The organism is Planktothrix pseudagardhii (genome assembly GCF_904830925.1).
In the GTDB taxonomy this organism is placed as follows: Bacteria; Cyanobacteriota; Cyanobacteriia; order Cyanobacteriales; family Microcoleaceae; genus Planktothrix; species Planktothrix tepida.
Genome location: NZ_LR882967.1, coordinates 4,098,688 through 4,120,035, shown reverse-complemented (window position 1 = coordinate 4,120,035; position 21,348 = coordinate 4,098,688). Strand labels below are relative to the sequence as shown.

Below are 21,348 nucleotides of genomic sequence, written 5' to 3'. Positions count from 1 at the left end.
CCTTCTATCCGTCGTTTTTTATCAATTTAAAATGTACCCTTGATGAACGACAGATGACTTCAGGTGATTCAATGACTCACCTCAGAGGCTTCTGTAATGCTACAATCGCTCTAACAGGTGAGGGTAAAAAACCTGTCTAAACACCCGAATAACCGAACAGATTAACGCTATACTTTCACTCAGCACATCCCTTTGTGTTTAGACCGGGACTGTCAATTTCATGAATTCAGAAGAAAATCAAATCCGAGATCAAAACGACCCCCAAAAAGGCGATGCTTCTTCCTTCACAGAACCGTCTGTTCCCTCTAATTCAGAAACCGGAGGGAACCCTAGCAATATGAATCGTCTAGCCATTGCTGACCCTTGGGAGTCTAATGAACCGCAAACTCCCGAACCTGTATCAACACCCTCAACAATGCCCACCCTGTCTGAACGCCTAATGTCCGAACCCATAGAAGAAGTAACCACTCAGTTAGGTCAACGGGTAAGTACGTTACAGCGTCAAGAACAAGAACTTCAGCAAAAAATTGCTCAATTACAGGCGACTAACGCCAAAATGCAGCAAGAACAATTGGCCTTAACTCAGTCGATGGGGAAATTAATCTCCTCAGCGTTAGAGCAGTTAGAACAACGTAAACAAACCTTACAAATTGAAGTTGAAAAACTAGAACGTCGCCGCGATCGCATTCAAAAAGAAATGCGGACTTCCTTCGCCGGAGTTTCCCAAGAACTCGCCATCCGTGTGCAAGGATTTAAAGATTATTTAGTTGGAAGTTTACAAGATTTAGTCGCCACGACTGAACAATTAGAACTTTTACCTGAAACTCCTCCCCAACCGCCCCTGCGAGAAATTGCTCCCCCCCCTCAAGCACCTCAACCGTCCCGGATAGAGAATGGAGACAACTCCCAAAGTACCCTTATTCCCCAATTTTCTGAACAGGGATTTCAGGAACAAACCAAGAGAATTCGCCAACTCCTCGATCAATATCGCAATTCTCCCGATTATTACGGTGCTCCTTGGCAATTGCGGCGTACCTTTGAACCCATCCACGCCAAACGGGTCTCTAATTGGTTCTTTACCCAAGGAGGACGGGGTGCGTTACGGACGATGGGGAGTCGTTTACAAAATATTTTGATTGCTTCTGCGACGATTTCCGTTCTCAGAAATCTCTATGGAAACCGTTTAAGAACCTTGGTTTTAGCCAATACTCCTGAACGTTTAGGAGAATGGCGACGGGGATTACAAGATTGTTTAGGAATTGATCGCCGAGATTTTGGGCCAGAACAGGGAATTGTATTATTTGAAGAGCCAGAAGTCTTATCTCAAAAAGCCGAACGTCTAGTCAAAGAAGGACGATTACCCTTGATTATTATTGATGATATGGAAGACAAAATTAGTCTATCTTTACTTCAATTTCCCCTGTGGTTAGCCTTCGCTCCCGATCCCCAAACCCTACAACAACAACCCATTGAAAGATTTTAAATCCAATATGTGGAACAGGCATCTTGCCTGTTAATCAGTTATCAAGTATCCGCATCATCAGTTATTAGTTATCAGTTAACTGTTGTTTGTTCCCTGTTCTATAAAATAATGGAATTTAAACATGATTGAATGGTTATTAATTAATACAGGATTATTAGTAACAGCCTATTTCCTGGGTTCTATGCCAACGGGATATGCAATTGGACGTTGGTTTTATGGAGTTGATATTCTGGCTGAGGGTTCCGGTTCTACAGGGGCTACCAATATCCTCAGAACCTTGGGAAAACTCCCAGCATTGTTAGTGTTACTGATTGATATTTTAAAAGGAACATTAGCAGTTGTTCTGGTGTTTTGGGTTTATTCCCTTTCCTTAACCTCTGAACTCGCTCAAACGGCGGGAATTCAAAATCTGGATCAATTGCAATATTGGATAGCAATTTTGGCGGGATTAATTGTTATTATTGGTCATACAAAATCCATTTGGATTGGATGGAGAGGAGGAAAATCTGTTGCTTCTAGCTTGGGGATTTTATTCGCCTTAGATTGGAAATTAGCTTTAGCCACATTAGGAATTTTTGCCTTAGTTTTAGCGATTTCTCGAATTGTTTCCTTGAGTTCGATAGCAGGTGCAATTGGGATTGGAATTTTAATGATTGTTACAGGAGAACCTTTACCTTATCAAATATTTGCGATCGCTGGGGGAGTTTATGTCATCTGGCGACATCGCAGTAATATTGATCGGATTCTCAAAGGAACAGAACCCAAAGTTGGCGAAAAATTAACATCCCAAGTTCAATCATAAGCTCAACCTTAAAATTATTCGTTAAGATAAAGTCAACAACAGTTTGATTTCGATTAAATTCTATCTTTTGATAGAGAACTTATTCCTGTTCTGGCAGGGATTAGGTGCGAATCCAGATTATGGAACCAGGGAGTATCAAAATGGCATCTCTATCTCGTCTATTTGGATCAAATCAAAACGCACCTAAACTATCCCTGCGGATTGTTTTTGTCGTTCCTTTCCTGTTACAAATTTTTGCCTCGGTCGGATTAACCGGATGGTTATCCTTTCGCAATGGTTCCATCGCCGTTAATGATTTAGCAACTCAATTAAGAATTGAATTAAGTAATCGTATTCAACAGGAACTTCACACCTATTTAGAAACTCCCCATATTGTTAATCAAATTAATGTTGATACCTTAAAAATGGGATTAATTAACCTCAATAATACGTCCCAGATGGAACGGTATCTTTGGAATCAGTTACAACAATTTCAAACCGCAAGTTATATTGGTGTTGGATTGCAAAATGGCTATTATATTGGGGCAAATCGTAACGATGATGGCACAATCGAATTTGATATTGTTGATCAAAGAACATCAGGAAAATTTGAAAAATGGTTAACCAATAATCAAGGCGATCGCAGTCAATTATTAAGTGTTCGAGAGAATTACGATCCGAGAGTTCGTCCTTGGTATAAAGCGGGGGTGAAAGCTGGAAAACCCGTTTGGAGTGAAATTTATGCCTATTTTGGTTCCAGAGTTCTCGTGATTTCAGCTAACCAACCCATTTATAATCAAAAAAAACAGCTATTAGGGGTAGCGAGTACCGATTTAACATTAGAACGCATTAGTCAGTTTCTCAATAGTTTAAAAATTGGCAAAACCGGACAAACCTTTGTTATGGAAAAAAACGGCTATTTAGTCGCGACATCCACTTTAGAAGAAACCTTTATTGTTAATGCTAAAAAAGAGGAAACAGAACGGATCAAAGCCGTTAAAAGTAGTAATCCTTTAACCCAAGCCACCTCTCGTTATTTAGTAGAACATTTTGGTAATTTAGATCAGATTCAACAGTCAACTCAACTTACTTTTGAGATCAATGGTAAACAACAATATTTACAAGTCACTCCTTTATCTGATAAACGGGGAATTAATTGGTTAATTGTGGTTGTTGTTCCTGAATCGGATTTTATGGCAGAAATTCATGCGAATACTCAAACCACGATTTTATTATGTTTAGTGGCGTTATTTGTAGCCACCTTATGTGGAATTTATACCGCCCGTTGGATTAGTACCCCGATTTTACGCCTCAGTCAAGCCAGTCAAGCGATCGCTAGTGGAGAACTCGATCAAACCATTCCCGTAGAATCCATTCAAGAATTAGGAATTTTAGCCCATTCTTTTAATACAATGACGCAACAGTTAAAAGCGTCTTTTCATGAATTAGAAAAAACGAATGCAGAACTCGAACAACGAGTTGAAGAACGTACCGCAGATTTAAGGTTAGAAAAAGAACGTTCAGAACAATTATTATTAAATATTTTACCCGAAGCCATTGCTGAACAACTCAAACAAGATACAAAAGCGATCGCGTCTGCTATTGAAGAAGTGACGATATTATTTGCTGATATTGTCGGATTTACGCCGCTTTCTTCTAAAGTTCCTCCTATAGAATTAGTCGGTGTTCTCAATGAAATGTTCTCCATTTTTGATAATTTAGCTGAACAGAATGGATTAGAAAAAATTAAAACCATTGGGGATGCTTATATGGTGGTCGGAGGTTTACCCTTACCCAAACCCAATCATGCAGAAGCGATCGCCGATATGGCGTTAGGAATGCAAGCCGCCATGTCTCAATTTCAAGCTCCTTTAGAACGATTTAATATCGGCTCTCAATTTCAAATTAGAATAGGAATTAATACGGGTTCTGTCGTCGCAGGTGTAATTGGAATTAAAAAGTTTATTTATGATTTATGGGGAGATGCAGTTAATATTGCGTCTCGTATGGAATCTTCCGGTGAACCGGGTCGCATTCAAGTCACAGAAGCCACCTATGAACGAATTAAAGATCAATATCATTTTGAAAAACGGGGTAAAATTTCAATTAAAGGGAAAGGAGAAATGACCACCTATTGGTTAGTTGGTAAAAAATAAAGGTTGATTAGCGTTATAAACTATTTGAACCTGACGGGTTTGTCACCCCGCCAGCACTAATTCACTAAGGATAGCCCCTATGCCCAAACTGCGCGTTCGGGGTATGATTAAACTGTTTATTCTTCCTCTTGTTTTCCTAAATAAACTTCAATCACACGGGGGTCATTTTGGATTTCATCCATATCCCCTTGACACAATACCGAACCTTGATGCAAAACTGTTACTGTTCGAGCAATTTGTCGGACAAATTCCATATCATGTTCTATCACAATAATTGAATGACTTTCGGCTAACGCTAATAACAAATTGCCGACATTTTCCGTTTCTTCATCGGTCAGACCCGCTACCGGTTCATCCACTAATAATAAATCAGGAGATTGTGCCACTAACATTCCAATTTCTAACCGTTGTTTTTCCCCATGAGATAATAAGGCGGCGGGAAAATCAGCTTTAGCAATTAATCCAACGGTTTCTAACAGTCCCGCAACGGTTCTAATTTCTCCCCCAGTTGTGCGTTGAAATAAGGTAGGAAATACATTTTTATTGCGGTTACACGCTAAATCTAAATTATGTCTAACCGTTAAATTCAGATAAATTCTAGGGGTTTGGAATTTTCGCCCGATGCCAAAACAAGCAATTTGATATTCGGGCATTTTTCTAAGATTACGCCCTTTAAAAATTACCTGTCCTTCGGTGGGTTGAACTTTGCCCGTAATCACATCTAAAAACGTCGTTTTTCCGGCTCCATTGGGGCCAATAATTACTCGTAATTCCCCCACATCCATACTAAAAGTTAGATGATTGAGAGCTTTAAATCCATCAAAACTGACGGTGACATCGTTAATCTCTAAAATTTTAGCAGTCATGGTTTTAATCTTTGGTTATGTTATGTTCAAATTCTTCTCGTTCTAACTCGGTTTCCGGGTCTTCTTCTAAACTGGGATAGGTAATAACGACTTTGGGAAACCCGAATAAAGACCGAATTTTATCAAATCCAACGGTTCGCATCCATCCCACAATTCCATCGGGTAATACTGTCACCACAATTAGGAATAATGCTCCTTGGAAAAACAGCCAAACTTCGGGAAATTGTTCACTCAATACAGTTCTTCCTAACCGAACTAATAAGGTTCCTAAAATTGCCCCAACCAAGGTTCCTCGACCGCCCACGGCGACCCAAATCACCATTTCAATTGAAAAGGCAACATCCATGGCATTTGGGGTAATAATTCCGGTTTGGACAGTATATAATGCCCCTGCAATTCCAGCAAAAGCTCCTGAAATGGAAAAGACTAAAACCTTAAACCAAGTGGGATTATAACCGGAAAATCTCAGGCGAAATTCATCATCTCGAATGGCAATTAATAAATTACCAAACCGTCCACTGGTTAACCAACGACAAATTAAATAGATGGCAATTAAAAACAGAATGGTAATTTCATAAAACGCTAACTGAACCCCAGGAGAACCAACCACAAATCCGAAGATTTTATCGGTTTCCGTTTTTAACCCGTTGGTTCCGTTAATCAGTTGTTGTTGACCGTTAAAGAAGTTAAAGAAAACGATTAACGCGGCTTGGGTAATAATCGAAAAGTATACCCCTTTAATCCGGTTTCTAAAGACTAAATAGCCTAATAATCCAGCAACAATACCCGGAATGATAATGATGGCAAACAGGGTAAAGGGAAAGGAATAAAATGGTTTCCATAAACCGGGTAAATCATTCACGCCATAGAGGGTAAAAAATTCGGGAATTTCTCCAGGGGGAAGTTGCAATTTAATATACATGGCTAGGGCATAACCCCCTAAAGCAAAAAAGATGCCATGTCCTAAACTCAATAATCCCGTATATCCCCAAATTAAATCAATGCCTAATGCAGCAATTGATAATGCCAGAAATCGACCCAATAGTTGTAACCGAAAAATCGGTAAAATCAAGGGCATCAGAATCGCAAAAAATAAACTAAATCCAATAATTACTGCCCCTTCAATCAGCAGTTTTTGACGTTTCTGTTTTTTAGTTTTTGCTAGAATGCTAATCTCATCCTTCATAGTTCAGCCGTTCTCCCTTTCTGTGGAAAAATTCCTGATGGTTTGACTTGTAAAAAGGCAATAATTAACACGAACACCAAGACTTTTGCCATACTGGTTGTTGCAAAAAAATTAAAGAAATCAACGAAGAATGGCGCAGCATTGATGTTAGTTAATAATAAGGCTAAGGTTCCTGAACCAATTAAATAACTGCTGACACCAATAGCAAAGGCGGCAATTACGGCTCCTAAAAGATTTCCGACTCCTCCAACAACGACAACCATGAAGGTATCCACAATATAATTTTGTCCCGTATTAGGGCCAACTGATCCTAATAATGTAATCGCACATCCAGCAATTCCAGCAAGTCCTGAACCAATGGAAAAAGTCAGCGCATCAACGGTGCTTGTGGGAATGCCTAAACAAGCGCTCATGGTACGATTTTGAGTGACAGCGCGAATTCTTAACCCCCAATTAGATTGGTTGAAAAACCAATTAATTCCGATTAAACAAAGAATCGTTAAAACAATAATAAAAACACGGGAATAGGGGATTTGAAATGTTCCTAATTCTAAGCCTCCTCGCAGCCAAGGTGGAGCAGTTACATCGACGTTTCTGGCACTAAACCAAGGTTTCGCTAAAGCTTTTTGGCTTTGTCCAATAACTAATCCGACTGTTAAGGCTATTCCTGATGATAATAAAAACAAAACAGAAATCGCCCACTGTTGAATTTTCTGCCAATTAGTCTGACGACGCAGTACCCATAATCCTCCAAAAAATAGCAGACAAAAGATAATAATCCCCATCAGAAATGTGGTACTGATACTCCGAACCAATTGTTGCAAAATTAAACTCACACCCCAAGTGGCTAATAAAGTTTCTAAAGGTCTTCCATAAAGAAACCGAATCACACCTCGTTCTAAGGCTAATCCTGCTAAAGCCGTGACAATAAAGGCAATGGGAATCGCAAAAATAATATAGGTACTAAATAAAGGTTCGCCTAACGGTTTGAAGATATTTTGAACGACAAACGTTGTATAGGCACCTAACATAATCAGTTCCCCATGGGCGAGGTTAATCACACCCATAAGTCCAAAAACAATAGCGAGTCCTAATGCTGCCATTAACAACACCGAACCGATGCTAATTCCATTAAAGATGGCAATGAATAGGTCTTGCATTTTTTAGGAAAATCTGTAAATTGTAGCAGGGAATAGGGAAAAATTAGAAAGTCAAAGTCCCCCTTTTTCAGGGGGATTTCGGGGGATCTAATCTAGGATTAATTATGTCCCGTCAAGTTTATATTTTTCGCCTTTTTTGGGATCTGTCCAGTCACAACCAAAGCCTTTTGTTGCTGGCACAAATTGGTTCCAGGGAACGGGATCAACAGGGCCTTCTGTTGCCCAAACAATATTAAATAATCCATCATCTCTAACCTGTCCAATTCGCACAGTTTTAGAAATATGATGGTTCGGGAACATCGTGACTTGACCTTCTGGAGCATCCATACTTTGACCAACAGCCGCTAATCTAACTTTTTCTAAATCATCAGCCGTTCCCGCTTTTTCGACCGCTTGTTTCCACAAATACACCATAATATAAGCGGCTTCCATGGGGTCATTTGTGACTCGATCTTGTCCATATTCCGCTTTAAAAGCTTCTACCCATTTTTTATTAGCAGGAGTATCAACGGTTTGGAAATAATTCCAAGCTGCATAGTGACCTAAAAGGAATTCTTTACCAATTTGTCGCACTTCTTCTTCCGCAATACTCACCGACATTACAGGATACTGCTCAGGAGTCATCCCTGCACCCTGTAATTGTTTGAAGAACGCCACATTACTATCCCCATTGAGGCTATTAAAAATTACGCCTCCGTTGGGTAAAGCTTGTTTAATTTTGGTAATAATGGGGGTAACTTCCGTATTGCCTAACGGTAAGTAATCTTCGCCAACAGTTGTTCCACCAATGGCTGCTAATTGTTCTTTAATAATGGTGTTTGCAGTGCGAGGAAACACATAGTCTGATCCGACTAAGAAAAATTCTTTCCCTTTATTATCAAATAACCATTGAACAGCAGGTTCAATTTGTTGGTTTGGGGCGGCACCTGTATAAAAAATGTTTTTAGAACATTCTTGACCTTCGTATTGCACCGGATACCATAACATATGGTTTTTGGATTCAAAGACATCTTTTACCGCTTTACGACTAGCTGATGTCCAGCATCCAAACACCGTCACAACTTTATCTTGATCGATCAATTTTTGGGCTTTTTCGGCGAAGGTCGGCCAGTCAGAAGCCCCATCTTCAATTACGGCTTCAATTTGTTTACCGAGTACCCCACCATTGGCATTAATTTCTTTAATTGCTAATTTTTCGGCTTCAACAACGGTGGTTTCACTAATTGCCATTGTTCCACTCAAAGAGTGAAGAATTCCAACTTTAATGGTATCGCCACTTCCTGTGCTGGTACTTGCAGTTGTAGCGGTTGGATTGGGAGTATTTGCTGTTGTTGGGCTGGTGGTATTGACAGCAGAGTTAGCACAACCTTTGAGGAAAAAGGCACTTCCAAAGGCTGCCGAACCATACACTAAGAATTTGCGTCTACCTAATCTTTTTTTCACGATGACTATTTAGGTATTTAACTTAAAAAAATGGATGAAGAATAGGTCATTTTCTTTACCCTGTTAGCCAATAATATATCGGTTAACTTCCCCCATCGAACCGTAGATAAAAAAGCTTAAAAATGACCCATTAACTACGATTCGATCAAGATATGGTATGAACAATTTCCCATTCAGGCTTTGTATACTAAAGGAATTCTAAACTGTGAATTGTAATCTACAATACAAAATATCCAAAATTATTAAAAAGTTAATTATATTAACATGGATTTTTCCTGAAAACCTAAAATTTAACATCAAGAAAATAACGCGAGTATTGCTTTAACTTAACTCCCGAAAAAACCAGAGGCTTCTATTAAGAACCTCTTTTGTATTCAACAGTTGCATTGAAGATATGCAATTTAAGGATTATACAGCAGAACAGGCGTCTTGACCGTTGATATAGCACTTCCAAATGAGTTATAATAAATGTAAGGTTAGCAATAATCCTCCAAAGCTGGCAACGGAAAATGAATCTAATCAACGAAATAGACAATTTTATCAATCAGACAAAAGATCCTAGAGAAATTAAAAGAGCGATCGCTGTCAAACTCAAATTACAAGGGAAAGCCTACCGGGAAATTCAAGACTTATTACAAGTTATAAAGGATTTATTAGCCAGTGGAAAAATCGGGTTCTTGTGGAAGGAGTAGAGAGTTTAAAACTCCAATATAAAGGAAGAAAAGGCTATCTAAGTCCCGAAGATAAACAGAAAGTTATTGAAGAATTAAGGGAAAGAGATTGGTTAAGATTGTCTGATTTACAAGTTTTGTTAGAAAGGGAGTATGGAGTCGTGTTTCAATCCCATCAAAGTTATTATAGCTTGCTGGAAGAGGCTGGCATCAGTTGGAAAAAAAGCCAAAAGAAGAATCCGGCTAAGAATGAGCAGTTAGTCCAAGAGAAAAAGGAAGAAATTGAAAAAAAGTTAGCGAGTTGGAAAGAAGAAATAGAGGCGGGAAAGCTGACGGTGTTTATGATTGATGAATGTCATCTTCTCTGGGGAGATATTTTAGGGTATGTGTGGGGAAGAACAGATAGAAGAATAGAAATTCCGATCAAAAATCAAAAAGAAAGGCAAACTTATTATGGAGCTTTAGATTACCAAACGAAAGAATTTATTATCAAAGGTTATGCGGCGGGAAATACAGAAAATACCGTAGACTTTATCCAGTATTTACAGCAGCAAAATCCGGGGAAAAGGTTAGCTATAGTCTGGGATAATGCCACTTATCATTGTTCTCAAAAGTTTAGAGATTATTTAACTGAAGTTAATCAAAATTTATCGGAAGAAGAATGGCGGATTACTTGTCTAAATTTTGCCCCCAATGCACCTGAACAAAATCCTGTAGAAGATATTTGGTTACAAACCAAAAATTTCGTGAGAAAATTTTATCATTTATGCCCATCTTTTAAAGTAATTAAGTGGCTATTCGAGTTTTTCGCTCAGGGTCAAATTTTTGATTTCCCCAAAATTTTTATGTATGGGATTTTGCCACAACCTATTTAGGATTGCTATATCCCTCTTCTGTCACTCTCCGAAATCAACAAGTAATAAAAAGTAGAGTTATCCATTGGGAAAATAAGATTGAAATTGATTAATATTCTCAATTAATTTATGAAAACCCACTAATAAATGGCGGTCGGGAAAAATATCTAGCCACGGGACAATCAACCACAATATAATAGTAGGCTGAATTATTAAACGCAGATTATTTAAAACATTTTTCCATCCCTCTTTGTGATTCCATTGTTGATGAGTTGAGCAATCGGTGGTGTTTTTTTTGCTCTCAGATTCTCGGGGACTGCCTTGACTTAAAGACCGGAAAACTTCGGAGTTGAAACTAATCATTAAATACACACAGAAAATGATTTCCCACCATTTTTCTATATCGGGAAAATCCGTCAACCGATAATCAGTCCAACCCAGTTCTTGTTTACATTGTCGAAATCCATATTCCACCCATGTTCTTAACCCGTATAAATTACCTAATGTCTTTTTCATCTGGCTTCTCTTCTCTGTTAAATTTGTCATGACAAACGAAGTTGATGTTTCTGGCATCGTTTCTGGATCTGTGGTAATTTCCCAATAGGTTCTTGTACTTCTTTTCCCAAATATGATTTCTCTAATATATCTGGTTTCTGATTCTTGATTGCTAAAAATCCTCTCAAATTTACACCATTTGTTGGCTCTAACTTTCTGCTCGCTTGACATCCAGACTCCATGATTACTTCTTATTGCTAGTACCCAAGGAATTTGAAATTGATCTAATGTACTGATAAACGAACTACTTTCACCATAAAGGCTATCTGCTAATACCAATTCAATCTGAAATCCCCAATCAACCAATTCTGTTAGAATTTCTGATGCGATTTCAATCTTAGTTTTGTAGACATCTCCTTCTTTTAATGTTCCTTTGGGTTTAAATACTCTAAACACTAAAGGAAAGGTTATATTTTTATAAACACCGTAAGCATTAACTGATACTATTCCCCGATCTGTTTTGCCCACACTTCCCAAGTATTGTCTAGCTATATAGTCGGTTTTTTTTCCCTTTCTCCTATCTCCTGTCTCATCAATTATTACTATAATCTTCTCTCCTTTCAATGCTTTTAGAGTTCGGGCTAATCTTCTTTCCTTTAATTCCCTTGCTGACCAAGGCGAATTGGCTAAGAAATGATGCAGTGATTGTGGCGACCTAATTCCTACTATTTTAGCAATTTCCGGTAAAGATTTTCTCGGAATTGGTGAGATAATTCCTAGATGTAAGTATTTAAAACATTCGTAACTTCTCACTTCTGGGAATAGGTCTTTATAACCTTGACAATATTCATCAATCACTGAAACTGTTGGTTGTGCATCTCGGGCTAAATGTTTGATCATCTGTAATTCTACATCCATTACCCTATCCCCCTTCTAGCTACCCATCTGGTTTATTTTCTAATTTTACTCCTCGGAGACTGACAGAAGAGGGATATCCCTCTTCTGTCACTCTCCGAAATCAACAAGTAATAAAAAGTAGAGTTATCCATTGGGAAAATAAGATTGAAATTGATTAATATTCTCAATTAATTTATGAAAACCCACTAATAAATGGCGGTCGGGAAAAATATCTAGCCACGGGACAATCAACCACAATATAATAGTAGGCTGAATTATTAAACGCAGATTATTTAAAACATTTTTCCATCCCTCTTTGTGATTCCATTGTTGATGAGTTGAGCAATCGGTGGTGTTTTTTTTGCTCTCAGATTCTCGGGGACTGCCTTGACTTAAAGACCGGAAAACTTCGGAGTTGAAACTAATCATTAAATACACACAGAAAATGATTTCCCACCATTTTTCTATATCGGGAAAATCCGTCAACCGATAATCAGTCCAACCCAGTTCTTGTTTACATTGTCGAAATCCATATTCCACCCATGTTCTTAACCCGTATAAATTACCTAATGTCTTTTTCATCTGGCTTCTCTTCTCTGTTAAATTTGTCATGACAAACGAAGTTGATGTTTCTGGCATCGTTTCTGGATCTGTGGTAATTTCCCAATAGGTTCTTGTACTTCTTTTCCCAAATATGATTTCTCTAATATATCTGGTTTCTGATTCTTGATTGCTAAAAATCCTCTCAAATTTACACCATTTGTTGGCTCTAACTTTCTGCTCGCTTGACATCCAGACTCCATGATTACTTCTTATTGCTAGTACCCAAGGAATTTGAAATTGATCTAATGTACTGATAAACGAACTACTTTCACCATAAAGGCTATCTGCTAATACCAATTCAATCTGAAATCCCCAATCAACCAATTCTGTTAGAATTTCTGATGCGATTTCAATCTTAGTTTTGTAGACATCTCCTTCTTTTAATGTTCCTTTGGGTTTAAATACTCTAAACACTAAAGGAAAGGTTATATTTTTATAAACACCGTAAGCATTAACTGATACTATTCCCCGATCTGTTTTGCCCACACTTCCCAAGTATTGTCTAGCTATATAGTCGGTTTTTTTTCCCTTTCTCCTATCTCCTGTCTCATCAATTATTACTATAATCTTCTCTCCTTTCAATGCTTTTAGAGTTCGGGCTAATCTTCTTTCCTTTAATTCCCTTGCTGACCAAGGCGAATTGGCTAAGAAATGATGCAGTGATTGTGGCGACCTAATTCCTACTATTTTAGCAATTTCCGGTAAAGATTTTCTCGGAATTGGTGAGATAATTCCTAGATGTAAGTATTTAAAACATTCGTAACTTCTCACTTCTGGGAATAGGTCTTTATAACCTTGACAATATTCATCAATCACTGAAACTGTTGGTTGTGCATCTCGGGCTAAATGTTTGATCATCTGTAATTCTACATCCATTACCCTATCCCCCTTCTAGCTACCCATCTGGTTTATTTTCTAATTTTACTCCTCGGAGACTGACAGAAGAGGGATATTTAGGATTGCTATAGTTATGAAATAAGAGCAATAAAACGAGCTTGTTGAAAGCGGCGATCACAAATTATACTATTATTTTCACAACTAACTTCAACCTCATCAATCCAGGCTTTTTGTAAATTAAAGCCATGTAATTGTAACTGAATTTGCTGATATGAAAAAGCATAATCTCCTTGTTGTTCCCAGGTCAATGTCATTGAATTTCCGTTTTCCTTCATCCCATCTCCTGAAGAATCAATAGGATCTGACTCAGTTGCTGCTAGTAAGTTAGGAAGTAGTTGATTGGTTGTTGCTGAGGTGAAACTGGGTTGAAGTTGAAAGTGATCGATTCTTGACGCTTCATATCCATCTCCTGCATCACTATATAATAGTCCTTGAGCGTTTCTTTCACGGGTGGGATAGAGATGTAAGATTAAGGTTTTTTCCTCTTCCATTGGGATAATACTTCCGGCTTTTATTAATAAAGGAATTTGTTCTAAGGGAGCATCAAATTCAACAGTTTGGGAACCTGTTAATTTCTGATCATCCCAAAAATGATACCATTCTCCTTCGGGTAAATAGACATTGCGCGATCGCATTCCGGGTTCATAAATCGGACAGATCATTAAAGCATTTCCCAATAAAAACGCATCATCAATATCCCATAAATTACTATCCGTTGGATCAAGCCAAAATATGGGACGCACTGGGGGATATCCTTGTTGATGAGTTTCCCAAGTTAAGGTATAAATATAGGGAATTAATCGATAACGTAATTTCAAGAATTCGCGTAAAATACTTAACGTTGGTTCTCCATATATCCAAGGGGTTCGATGTTCGACGTTATTAGAAGAATGGGTGCGATAAAACATCATAAAAGTTGACATTTGAAACCAACGTAAATACAATTCTGCGCTAGGGTTTCCTTGAAAACCTCCGGTGTCTGAACCACTATAGGGAATACCCGATAATCCTAACCCAATAACTGTTGAAATGGTTTGACGTAAAGCCGCCCAACTCGACTCAATATCCCCCGTCCAAACCCACGCATAACGTTGTAAACCTGCCCACCCGGCACGAGATACAATAAAAGGGCGATGATGGGGTCGAGATTGACATAAACTTTCAAAAGCGGCGGAGGATTGTAACATTCCATAAACGTTATGAATTTCTCGATGATCTCCGCCTCGACCTTCAACAAAATGGCGAGTTACTTTAGGTAATGAACGATCTCCCCACGCAATAAAAGCCGCAGGTTCGTTCATATCATGCCAAAACCCTCCAACTCCAACTTCTAATAAATATAAATATTGTCGTGTCCACCAACGGCGTACCATTGGATGGGTAAAATCAGGAAAAACTGTCCATCCTGGCCATACCGGGGCGACGACTAATTCACCGTTGGGATATTTACAAAAAGCATGAAGAATTTGCCCTTGTAAAAACATTTGATTATGGCGAGTATATTTAATTCCAGGGTTGAGAATACTAATAAATTTAACGCCATGAACTTCGAGTTCTTGAATAAACCGTTTTAAGTCAGGAAATCGTTTGGGATCAATCGTAAAAGCTTGATAATCTACCATGACATCAATATCAAGATGAATGGCACTTAAAGGTAAATCATTTTTTTCAAAATTACGATAGGTTTCTCTGACTTGGGTTTCAGTTCCAAACCCCCAACGAGAATGATGATAGCCTAATGCCCAACGGGGAGGAAGGGGAGAATGTCCGGTTAATTCGGTGTAATTTTCTATTAATTTAGGGAGAGAACCTAGGGTGAAATAGTATCGCAATGCACCGCCACTAAAATTAGCTGTTGCTGTGTCTGAAAATTGAAAAATTGCTTCATGAGGATTTTCATAAAAAATTAAATAACTCCCTTGTTCATGTAATCCTAAATAGAGGGGAATACACAAATACATGGGGTCAGAACCCGGACTATATTGTCCGGCTGCATCAAAATTCCACATTCTAAATTTTTTCGGTTCTGCGGTGGGTTCCCCTTTTTCATTGATTTCTTTTGCTAATCGTAAATTTAAGGGAAATGAACGTTCTCCTAACCCATAAATATGTTCTTCAGGTCGTAAATTAGCTCGATGTATCCATTGTTCATTTAACTTTTCTGGAGGGTATTCTTCGCGGATTAATTGGTGTTGATGATCGAAAAATTTAAGATGACCTTCATCTTGAACCTGGATCGTTAATGTTGCGTTTGGAGAGGTAACAGTCCAAGTATTTTCGACTTGATTTAAAATTGGTTCTAGGATTTCCCAGTCGTGACGTTCAATACCATAAGGATAAGGTAGAATAGTCGGTTTCCAGGTAATTCTGACAAAATCATCGGTTAAAAAGGTTAGTTCTAATTCTGCTTTCTCAAAATAAAATATTGTGCCTGTTTCTGTGTTTGCTGCTCTTAATAATTTCCCTGGTGTATCTCCCGTTTCTGAGGAGTGAGGTTGTAGTGGGGAAATATTGCGGTCAGCGCGATCGCGTTTATAAGAATATAAGATAGCTTGAGGGGTGTAGGTTAAATAAATTAAATTGACCCAGAAAAATTTCCATTTTAAGTATAATTTTTTGAGAAATATTTTCATTTTATTAAAATAAAAAACTTTATGGATAAAAGAATCAAACGCTCACCTATTTTAACAATGGAAAAACTGGGGACACCCCTATAGCCCCCAGGCATAGCCTGTTGATAAATTTTTCAAGGTTTAACATCCTTAAGCTGCTTTTGGTATTTGTTGATCTTGAAATGCGGGCTGGGGAGTGGGTTCTAATTTCCAACCTGCTTTAAATAATTTTTGATAGGTAGCCCACCCTTTAGAACCACCTGGAATAGGATAATCAGGAACAGAATAATTAGCCATTAAATAATAAGGAACCCAAGGTTTATTGACATCAAGGCGCAAATGTAAAATTTTTTTGCCATCGCCTCCACACCGGGAGAGCCAACACATTTGTCCAGTCATAATTGACTCCTTTTTTAATTAGAATCTTGATTGAAATCAAGGTTAAACCATCACACGTTCTCTAAATCCTTACTTTTATTCTGTTTTAGGGAAAATCAATTGACCTCTACATAAGGTTTGATTTATCTAGGAAAATAAATCTATCTTGCTGGGTAATAGAGAATTAATATAAAGGTAATTCTTTTGCTCGTATGGATGTGAAGCAAAAATTCACTGGTATCAAGCCCACAGCAAAGGTGCGATCCTTTGGGGTTTGCAGTAAAATAAATTAATCAAGGAGTTTAGTCACAATGCTTTACTCATTACAGGAGTGAAAAACTATGACAGCCTTAGCTCAAGAGATTCTTAATACTTTTGATAGTTTGGCTGACGCAGAGCAACTTGAGATTGGGCTAGAAATCTTGAGGCGGCTCGTCCATTTTGACTTTCCACCATTGACAGATGAAGACTTTATCTTAAATGCTGAAGAGTTATTCTTAGCATTAGATCAACAAGAAATTGATTATGAATAGTCCTGAGCGTGGCGAAGTCTGGCTTGTCAATCTGGGCTATGTGGCAAAAGTTAGACCATGCTTAGTGGGAGATTAGGGTCATTCCTCATCTAGTTTAGCTTGTAGTACATCCATTCTGGGATTAACCCATCTTTGATGCCAATAAGTTACTAAGTCTTTTTGTGTAAATTTTTGCCACACGACAGAACTTGTCTCTCCTAATAAATATTCTTTCCAATTTTCTGCTAGTGGACAACGATAGTATGCTCTCTGCCAACCAATGCTTAACATATCTTCTGATAATCCAAGTTCTCTTAGTCCCCTTTTTAAGATACGCATTTTCCAATTAGGCCCCTTTCCATATTTGTATGTTTCAAAAACTTCCGGTGGTACAACTTGCTTAATTAGTTCCCAACTTCCATTTGCTGTTATATGAAGATGACTTTGACCTTTAGTGTAATCGACAAATTCCCAGTTAATCAAGCGATTATAAATTGCTGACTTTCCGAAAGCTCCTAGCGTATCAATATAAACAAGATCGGATTTTTTATTTTCTCCTGTAATAAGAGAAGATTTATTCTTATATTTTCTATAAAAGTCTTGACGCACTGTTGGAAACATTACAGCAAGAGCAACTAATTTTGAGGCAAGCACTCGATTGTAGGGAGGGATTGCTCCTAAAATATAGGCTGTCATACAGTTATACAGCCGTTTCAATTTCTGATTTTTTGTCCAATTAATAGAATTTTCATCTCGTACTCCCAGACCAATTACAGGGTCACAAAGTCCAATAATCCCGATCAATTTATGATTTTGGCTATCAAAAACAAAATATCGAATCCGTCTACCATAACCATTTGTAACGGGTATCGACCAGTGAGATATAGCATAGGCCCATAATTTTTGATGTTCTGCTATGGGTTCAACAACAACAAGATATGGATCTATTTTAGATATATTAATATCTGAAGGTTCTGCCAAATACTTCTGAACTTTTTCTTTATATTGTTGACCCTTTAAGTTGGTTTGTTCAGAGAGTTTTCTTTGGACTTCTCTAAAATCATTGGGGTCATCTACAATAATTTTTTGATTATCTCGATCCCAAAAGACTCCATAATCTTCTAGGTGTTGGATAATCTGTTCTTTAATCAGGAGTTTCTGATCAATTGTACAAAAATCATTATTTTCCATTAATTAAATTTAGATTCTCTATAAACTTTGGATTCTACAAGCTTTTCAAATTCAGTTACTCGTACAGGAAGGGCAAAAGCTTGATCAGATGAAACCATGTAGAGATTACCCGCAATAGTCTCACGCTGAATAAAGTTTGATATCACCCCATCATAATTGATATTAGACTTGACCAGTGCCTTAATATCGTCAGAATTTCCCATATGAAAAGCAAAGAAATTTTCTGCTTGGGTTCTAATTTCATCAGAGATAGCAGATGGGCGTTGTGTTACAGCAACTAATCCCAGTCCGAATTTACGTCCTTCTTTGGCAACTCTAACAAATGGATTGGCATTACTCTTAACGAATTCCTGAGATAAAACATTTTGGGCTTCTTCTACAAAGACGACGGCTTTGATCACTTCATCCGGTTGATCTGAAGTAAATTTCTCTTTATTACTTTCAAAAAGTTTACGAACCAGAATCGTAGAAATAATACTAGCTTCCATATTATCTTTCAAGGACAGATCGATAATAACAGTCTTTCCTTGCTTCAAATACTTGAATACATCTTCTACGAGGTTTGACGACCTAGAATGTAAATGTCCCTCATCAATGAGATAACGAATTCTTTTTCTGATTGCTGCAATTGTGGTTCTAGCAGAAGCTTCTTTCTTAGCATCAAAGAAATCAGGAAAATCTTTATGAAGTTTTTGTGGCTCACTAACATAGCTGTCAATATTTTCGATAAAGTTAGATACACCATCTTCATCAAGGTAGAGAAGAAAGGCTTTCATTACTTCAGAAAAACCACCACCAAAATTCAATATATCCCCTACTGCTAAGTGCCTGTGCATATTGAGCGTAACTTTGCCACCGTCAGTAAATCGATTCTGTTTTTGATAAGTGTCTGGTAACTTTTTGTCGGTATACACAACAACATTATTGCGGATTGAATTTTCATCTATATCTCCCAATCCGTATGTAGCTGTGCCACGCAAAAAATATTCGCCGTTCAAATCAAAAATCAACTTTCCATAGGAATTATCACGAGTCATATGGTAAAGCAATACCTTAACAAGATTAGTTTTGCCAAAGCCTGATTGAGCAAATACCATTGTGCGTTTGTTTCGCAATTTATTAATTTGGAAAAGGATAGGCCCCTTGTCCTTAAAAATAGTTTCTCCTACACAAAGATATCCAATGTCAACGCCATTTTCATTAGTTTTATTGAGAATTGACTCTATTTCTCGTTTGTTTAGATGTCTTGCAATATAAGAAACTGTAGGCAATTTCCTAACGGCCGTTGTGAAAGCAATGGTAGAGCCACTATCTGTAAATGTTCCTAGAATCCGAACTTTATAGGTGTAACTGAACATTTTCTGTTTGTCTCGCTCAGAAAGCTCTCTTTCTGCAATTCGAGCATAATGTACTGCTACTAATGTTTTTTCCTGCGACTTAAAGATAGGATCTTCATCATAAATTTCTGCTTCGACCCTAGCAAGATATTTTGTATTTCCTTCATCTTTGGGTGTCAGAACAATAAAGTCGCCAGTTTGTGGACTAGCTTTAGCATCCTCATAAGATGAGTATATCAATAGGGCATCTTCAGTTGTCTTCTGCCCATATAAAACACCAAAATCTACTTTTCCCATTGCGTTCGCTCCTAAAATCTGTCGTGTGTGTCTAAAAATAGATTTTCAATATCAACGTTATCCATTCTCTGATCCTTATAAAGAGAGTATTTAAGGCGAGCAATTATCTCATCTTTAAAATTTCTTTTCAAGGATATGAAATTATGTACTTCACATAATGGGTAGGGATAGCCAAGAATATAGTGTTCTTGTGTAAGCCGAGTTAGCTCCTTAAATATTAACTCAAGTTCTTCCCTACATCTTTCAGGCGAACCTGCTCGGATTTGTGGAATGGCATCAAAAATATTCACATCAGCGATAAGCCAGTCATAGTTTTGGAGCTTTTCTACATAATCTAATCTAGCTGCCATAAATAGCCCAAATCCTCTTCCTCCAATAATTGATTTTTTAATAAACATATCTCCCTGATATGCTGCTTTAAGAACCGCATCTGGAATTTCAAACCAGCAGCAGAGCTTTTGGCGTTTGGAGTCTGTTTGTACAAAAGGATACTCATACTTAAGCTGATCTTGCAGATAATTATCAATTTGTCTGAATGTATAAGCCAGTTCCATTTTAACTGGAGATTGCTTAGTCACAGAAACTATCTTTATCTGTTTTTTATGAGCATACTCTCCCAAATTTACTAAGTATTCCTGCTTTATTTGGACAGGACGTAATGTACCATCTCTTAAAATAAAATCGCCCGCTTTTGTTTCGGGGCGATCAATCACTTCCAAAATCAGTGCAATTTCTAGGACTTCCTGGCAGAATCCGAGCAGCTTTGATAAATTTGTACAAATTGCTTCTTTTTTAAATGAAAAAATCTTTTCTGGTGAGTCGTTGAGAAAGTTTAATAAATATTTGACTGGCTCTAAATTTAGAAATTCATCATAAATAGCATTTAAGTGATTTTCATTTGTGATTAAAATATTTTGGGGATAATATGCCTGTCCCAATACAACGGGATCGTCTGATGAATTCATCCTAATTTGCTTACCTCGATGAAAGCAAATGTAACCAGCAGCATAAATTGCTATGGCTAAACCATTATAAAACTGCTCACTGTTGTAGCTACCATCTATCGCATAGAACCTCCTATCGCTATCATCAATTTGGTCAAACTGGATAATTTCAAAGATTTGAGGCGTTTTTATATTCCCTTCATGTCCAATCACAGGAATACCATGATCTTTATTACTTCTGGTATTAATGTGTTTAGCAACTAGCTCGATAGCACTATCGGGGATCTGTTTTCCAGCCATATCTTACTTGTAATAGTTTTATACCAAAGAAAATCTATTGTAACAGTCGCTGCCCTGACATTCACATGATCGCTCTACACATTCAGCCCTGCAATCTAACCACGAGATAGGTTGTCTGTCAACTCCTATGCTTTCAATCTTAAAAGATCAGGAGCTAAGAGTATCAGAGATGGCAGCCTTGCATATCCCAACCCTCCAAAATTATAGAAACCGGGTTTCGGTATTGGGTTGTTGTGTTACCCGAAACTCACGATCTGCCTCTCTAAAAAATGCTATTATGGAATT

At 37.7% G+C, this 21,348-nt stretch carries 16 protein-coding genes; 5 read left to right on the top strand and 11 right to left on the bottom strand.

Going from position 1 to position 21,348, the window contains the following annotated elements; translation table 11 throughout:
• The first annotated feature begins 439 nt into the window (after positions 1-439).
• The 3 genes from NMK36_RS17515 (at position 440) to NMK36_RS17505 (ending at position 4,420) form a co-directional block, all read left to right on the top strand.
• On the top strand, positions 440-1,483 hold the full coding sequence (locus NMK36_RS17515; RefSeq protein WP_072720053.1) for a DUF3086 domain-containing protein: 1,044 nt from the start codon (positions 440-442) through the stop codon (positions 1,481-1,483).
• Positions 1,484-1,604: 121 nt separating this feature from the next.
• Positions 1,605-2,285: a glycerol-3-phosphate 1-O-acyltransferase PlsY gene (plsY, locus tag NMK36_RS17510; RefSeq protein ID WP_072719564.1), complete on the top strand. Its 681-nt coding sequence runs from the start codon at positions 1,605-1,607 to the stop codon at positions 2,283-2,285.
• Positions 2,286-2,425: 140 nt separating this feature from the next.
• Positions 2,426-4,420 carry an adenylate/guanylate cyclase domain-containing protein gene (locus NMK36_RS17505; RefSeq protein ID WP_254174276.1) on the top strand — a complete coding sequence of 665 codons (1,995 nt, stop codon included), beginning with the start codon at positions 2,426-2,428 and terminating at the stop codon, positions 4,418-4,420.
• 116 nt (positions 4,421-4,536) lie between these two features.
• On the opposite strand, the gene urtD is transcribed toward NMK36_RS17505, so the two are convergent.
• The 4 genes from urtD to urtA all read right to left on the bottom strand — a co-directional run bounded on the left by urtD (position 4,537) and on the right by urtA (position 9,075).
• Positions 4,537-5,286: an urea ABC transporter ATP-binding protein UrtD gene (gene urtD, locus NMK36_RS17500; RefSeq protein ID WP_254174275.1), complete on the bottom strand. Its 750-nt coding sequence runs from the start codon at positions 5,284-5,286 to the stop codon at positions 4,537-4,539.
• Positions 5,287-5,290: 4 nt separating this feature from the next.
• Entirely contained in the window at positions 5,291-6,472 is a 1,182-nt protein-coding gene (gene urtC / locus NMK36_RS17495; RefSeq protein ID WP_254174274.1) for an urea ABC transporter permease subunit UrtC, read from the bottom strand.
• Positions 6,469-7,632: an ABC transporter permease subunit gene (locus NMK36_RS17490; protein WP_072719560.1), complete on the bottom strand. Its 1,164-nt coding sequence runs from the start codon at positions 7,630-7,632 to the stop codon at positions 6,469-6,471. The genes urtC and NMK36_RS17490 overlap by 4 nt, the downstream gene beginning before the upstream one ends.
• Positions 7,633-7,734: 102 nt before the next feature.
• Complete coding sequence (gene urtA / locus NMK36_RS17485; protein WP_186440366.1) at positions 7,735-9,075, bottom strand: urea ABC transporter substrate-binding protein; 1,341 nt, start codon at positions 9,073-9,075, stop codon at positions 7,735-7,737.
• Between the two features lie 509 nt (positions 9,076-9,584).
• Here urtA and NMK36_RS17480 point away from each other — a divergent pair.
• A protein-coding gene (locus NMK36_RS17480) for an IS630 family transposase (protein ID WP_139294985.1) occupies positions 9,585-10,621 on the top strand; the annotation gives its coding sequence in 2 pieces (ribosomal slippage) (positions 9,585-9,717 and positions 9,717-10,621; 1,038 coding nt in all).
• Between the two features lie 57 nt (positions 10,622-10,678).
• On the opposite strand, the gene NMK36_RS17475 is transcribed toward NMK36_RS17480, so the two are convergent.
• The 4 genes from NMK36_RS17475 to NMK36_RS17460 all read right to left on the bottom strand — a co-directional run bounded on the left by NMK36_RS17475 (position 10,679) and on the right by NMK36_RS17460 (position 16,503).
• A complete protein-coding gene (locus NMK36_RS17475) occupies positions 10,679-12,013 on the bottom strand; it encodes an IS701 family transposase (RefSeq protein WP_072718077.1) in 1,335 nt (444 codons plus the stop codon).
• Positions 12,014-12,136: 123 nt separating this feature from the next.
• Positions 12,137-13,471 carry an IS701 family transposase gene (locus tag NMK36_RS17470; protein ID WP_072718077.1) on the bottom strand — a complete coding sequence of 445 codons (1,335 nt, stop codon included), beginning with the start codon at positions 13,469-13,471 and terminating at the stop codon, positions 12,137-12,139.
• A 92-nt stretch (positions 13,472-13,563) separates the two neighbouring features.
• Complete coding sequence (locus NMK36_RS17465) at positions 13,564-16,125, bottom strand: glycoside hydrolase family 31 protein (RefSeq protein WP_254174273.1); 2,562 nt, start codon at positions 16,123-16,125, stop codon at positions 13,564-13,566.
• Positions 16,126-16,254: 129 nt separating this feature from the next.
• Complete coding sequence (locus NMK36_RS17460) at positions 16,255-16,503, bottom strand: hypothetical protein (protein ID WP_072719557.1); 249 nt, start codon at positions 16,501-16,503, stop codon at positions 16,255-16,257.
• 320 nt (positions 16,504-16,823) lie between these two features.
• Between NMK36_RS17460 and NMK36_RS17455 the strand changes: the two genes are divergently transcribed.
• Entirely contained in the window at positions 16,824-17,015 is a 192-nt protein-coding gene (locus NMK36_RS17455; RefSeq protein WP_190516709.1) for a hypothetical protein, read from the top strand.
• Between the two features lie 78 nt (positions 17,016-17,093).
• Here NMK36_RS17455 and NMK36_RS17450 read toward each other — a convergent pair whose 3' ends face one another.
• From NMK36_RS17450 to NMK36_RS17440, 3 genes are read right to left on the bottom strand one after another with little or no spacing between them, the layout of a single operon-like run.
• Positions 17,094-18,185, bottom strand: a complete 1,092-nt coding sequence (locus NMK36_RS17450; protein WP_254174272.1) for a Druantia anti-phage system protein DruA — start codon at positions 18,183-18,185, stop codon at positions 17,094-17,096.
• A complete protein-coding gene (locus NMK36_RS17445) occupies positions 18,185-19,819 on the bottom strand; it encodes an ATP-binding protein (RefSeq protein WP_254174271.1) in 1,635 nt (544 codons plus the stop codon). The genes NMK36_RS17450 and NMK36_RS17445 overlap by 1 nt, the downstream gene beginning before the upstream one ends.
• An 11-nt stretch (positions 19,820-19,830) precedes the next feature.
• On the bottom strand, positions 19,831-21,063 hold the full coding sequence (locus tag NMK36_RS17440; RefSeq protein WP_254174270.1) for a DNA double-strand break repair nuclease NurA: 1,233 nt from the start codon (positions 21,061-21,063) through the stop codon (positions 19,831-19,833).
• Positions 21,064-21,348: the final 285 nt, after the last annotated feature.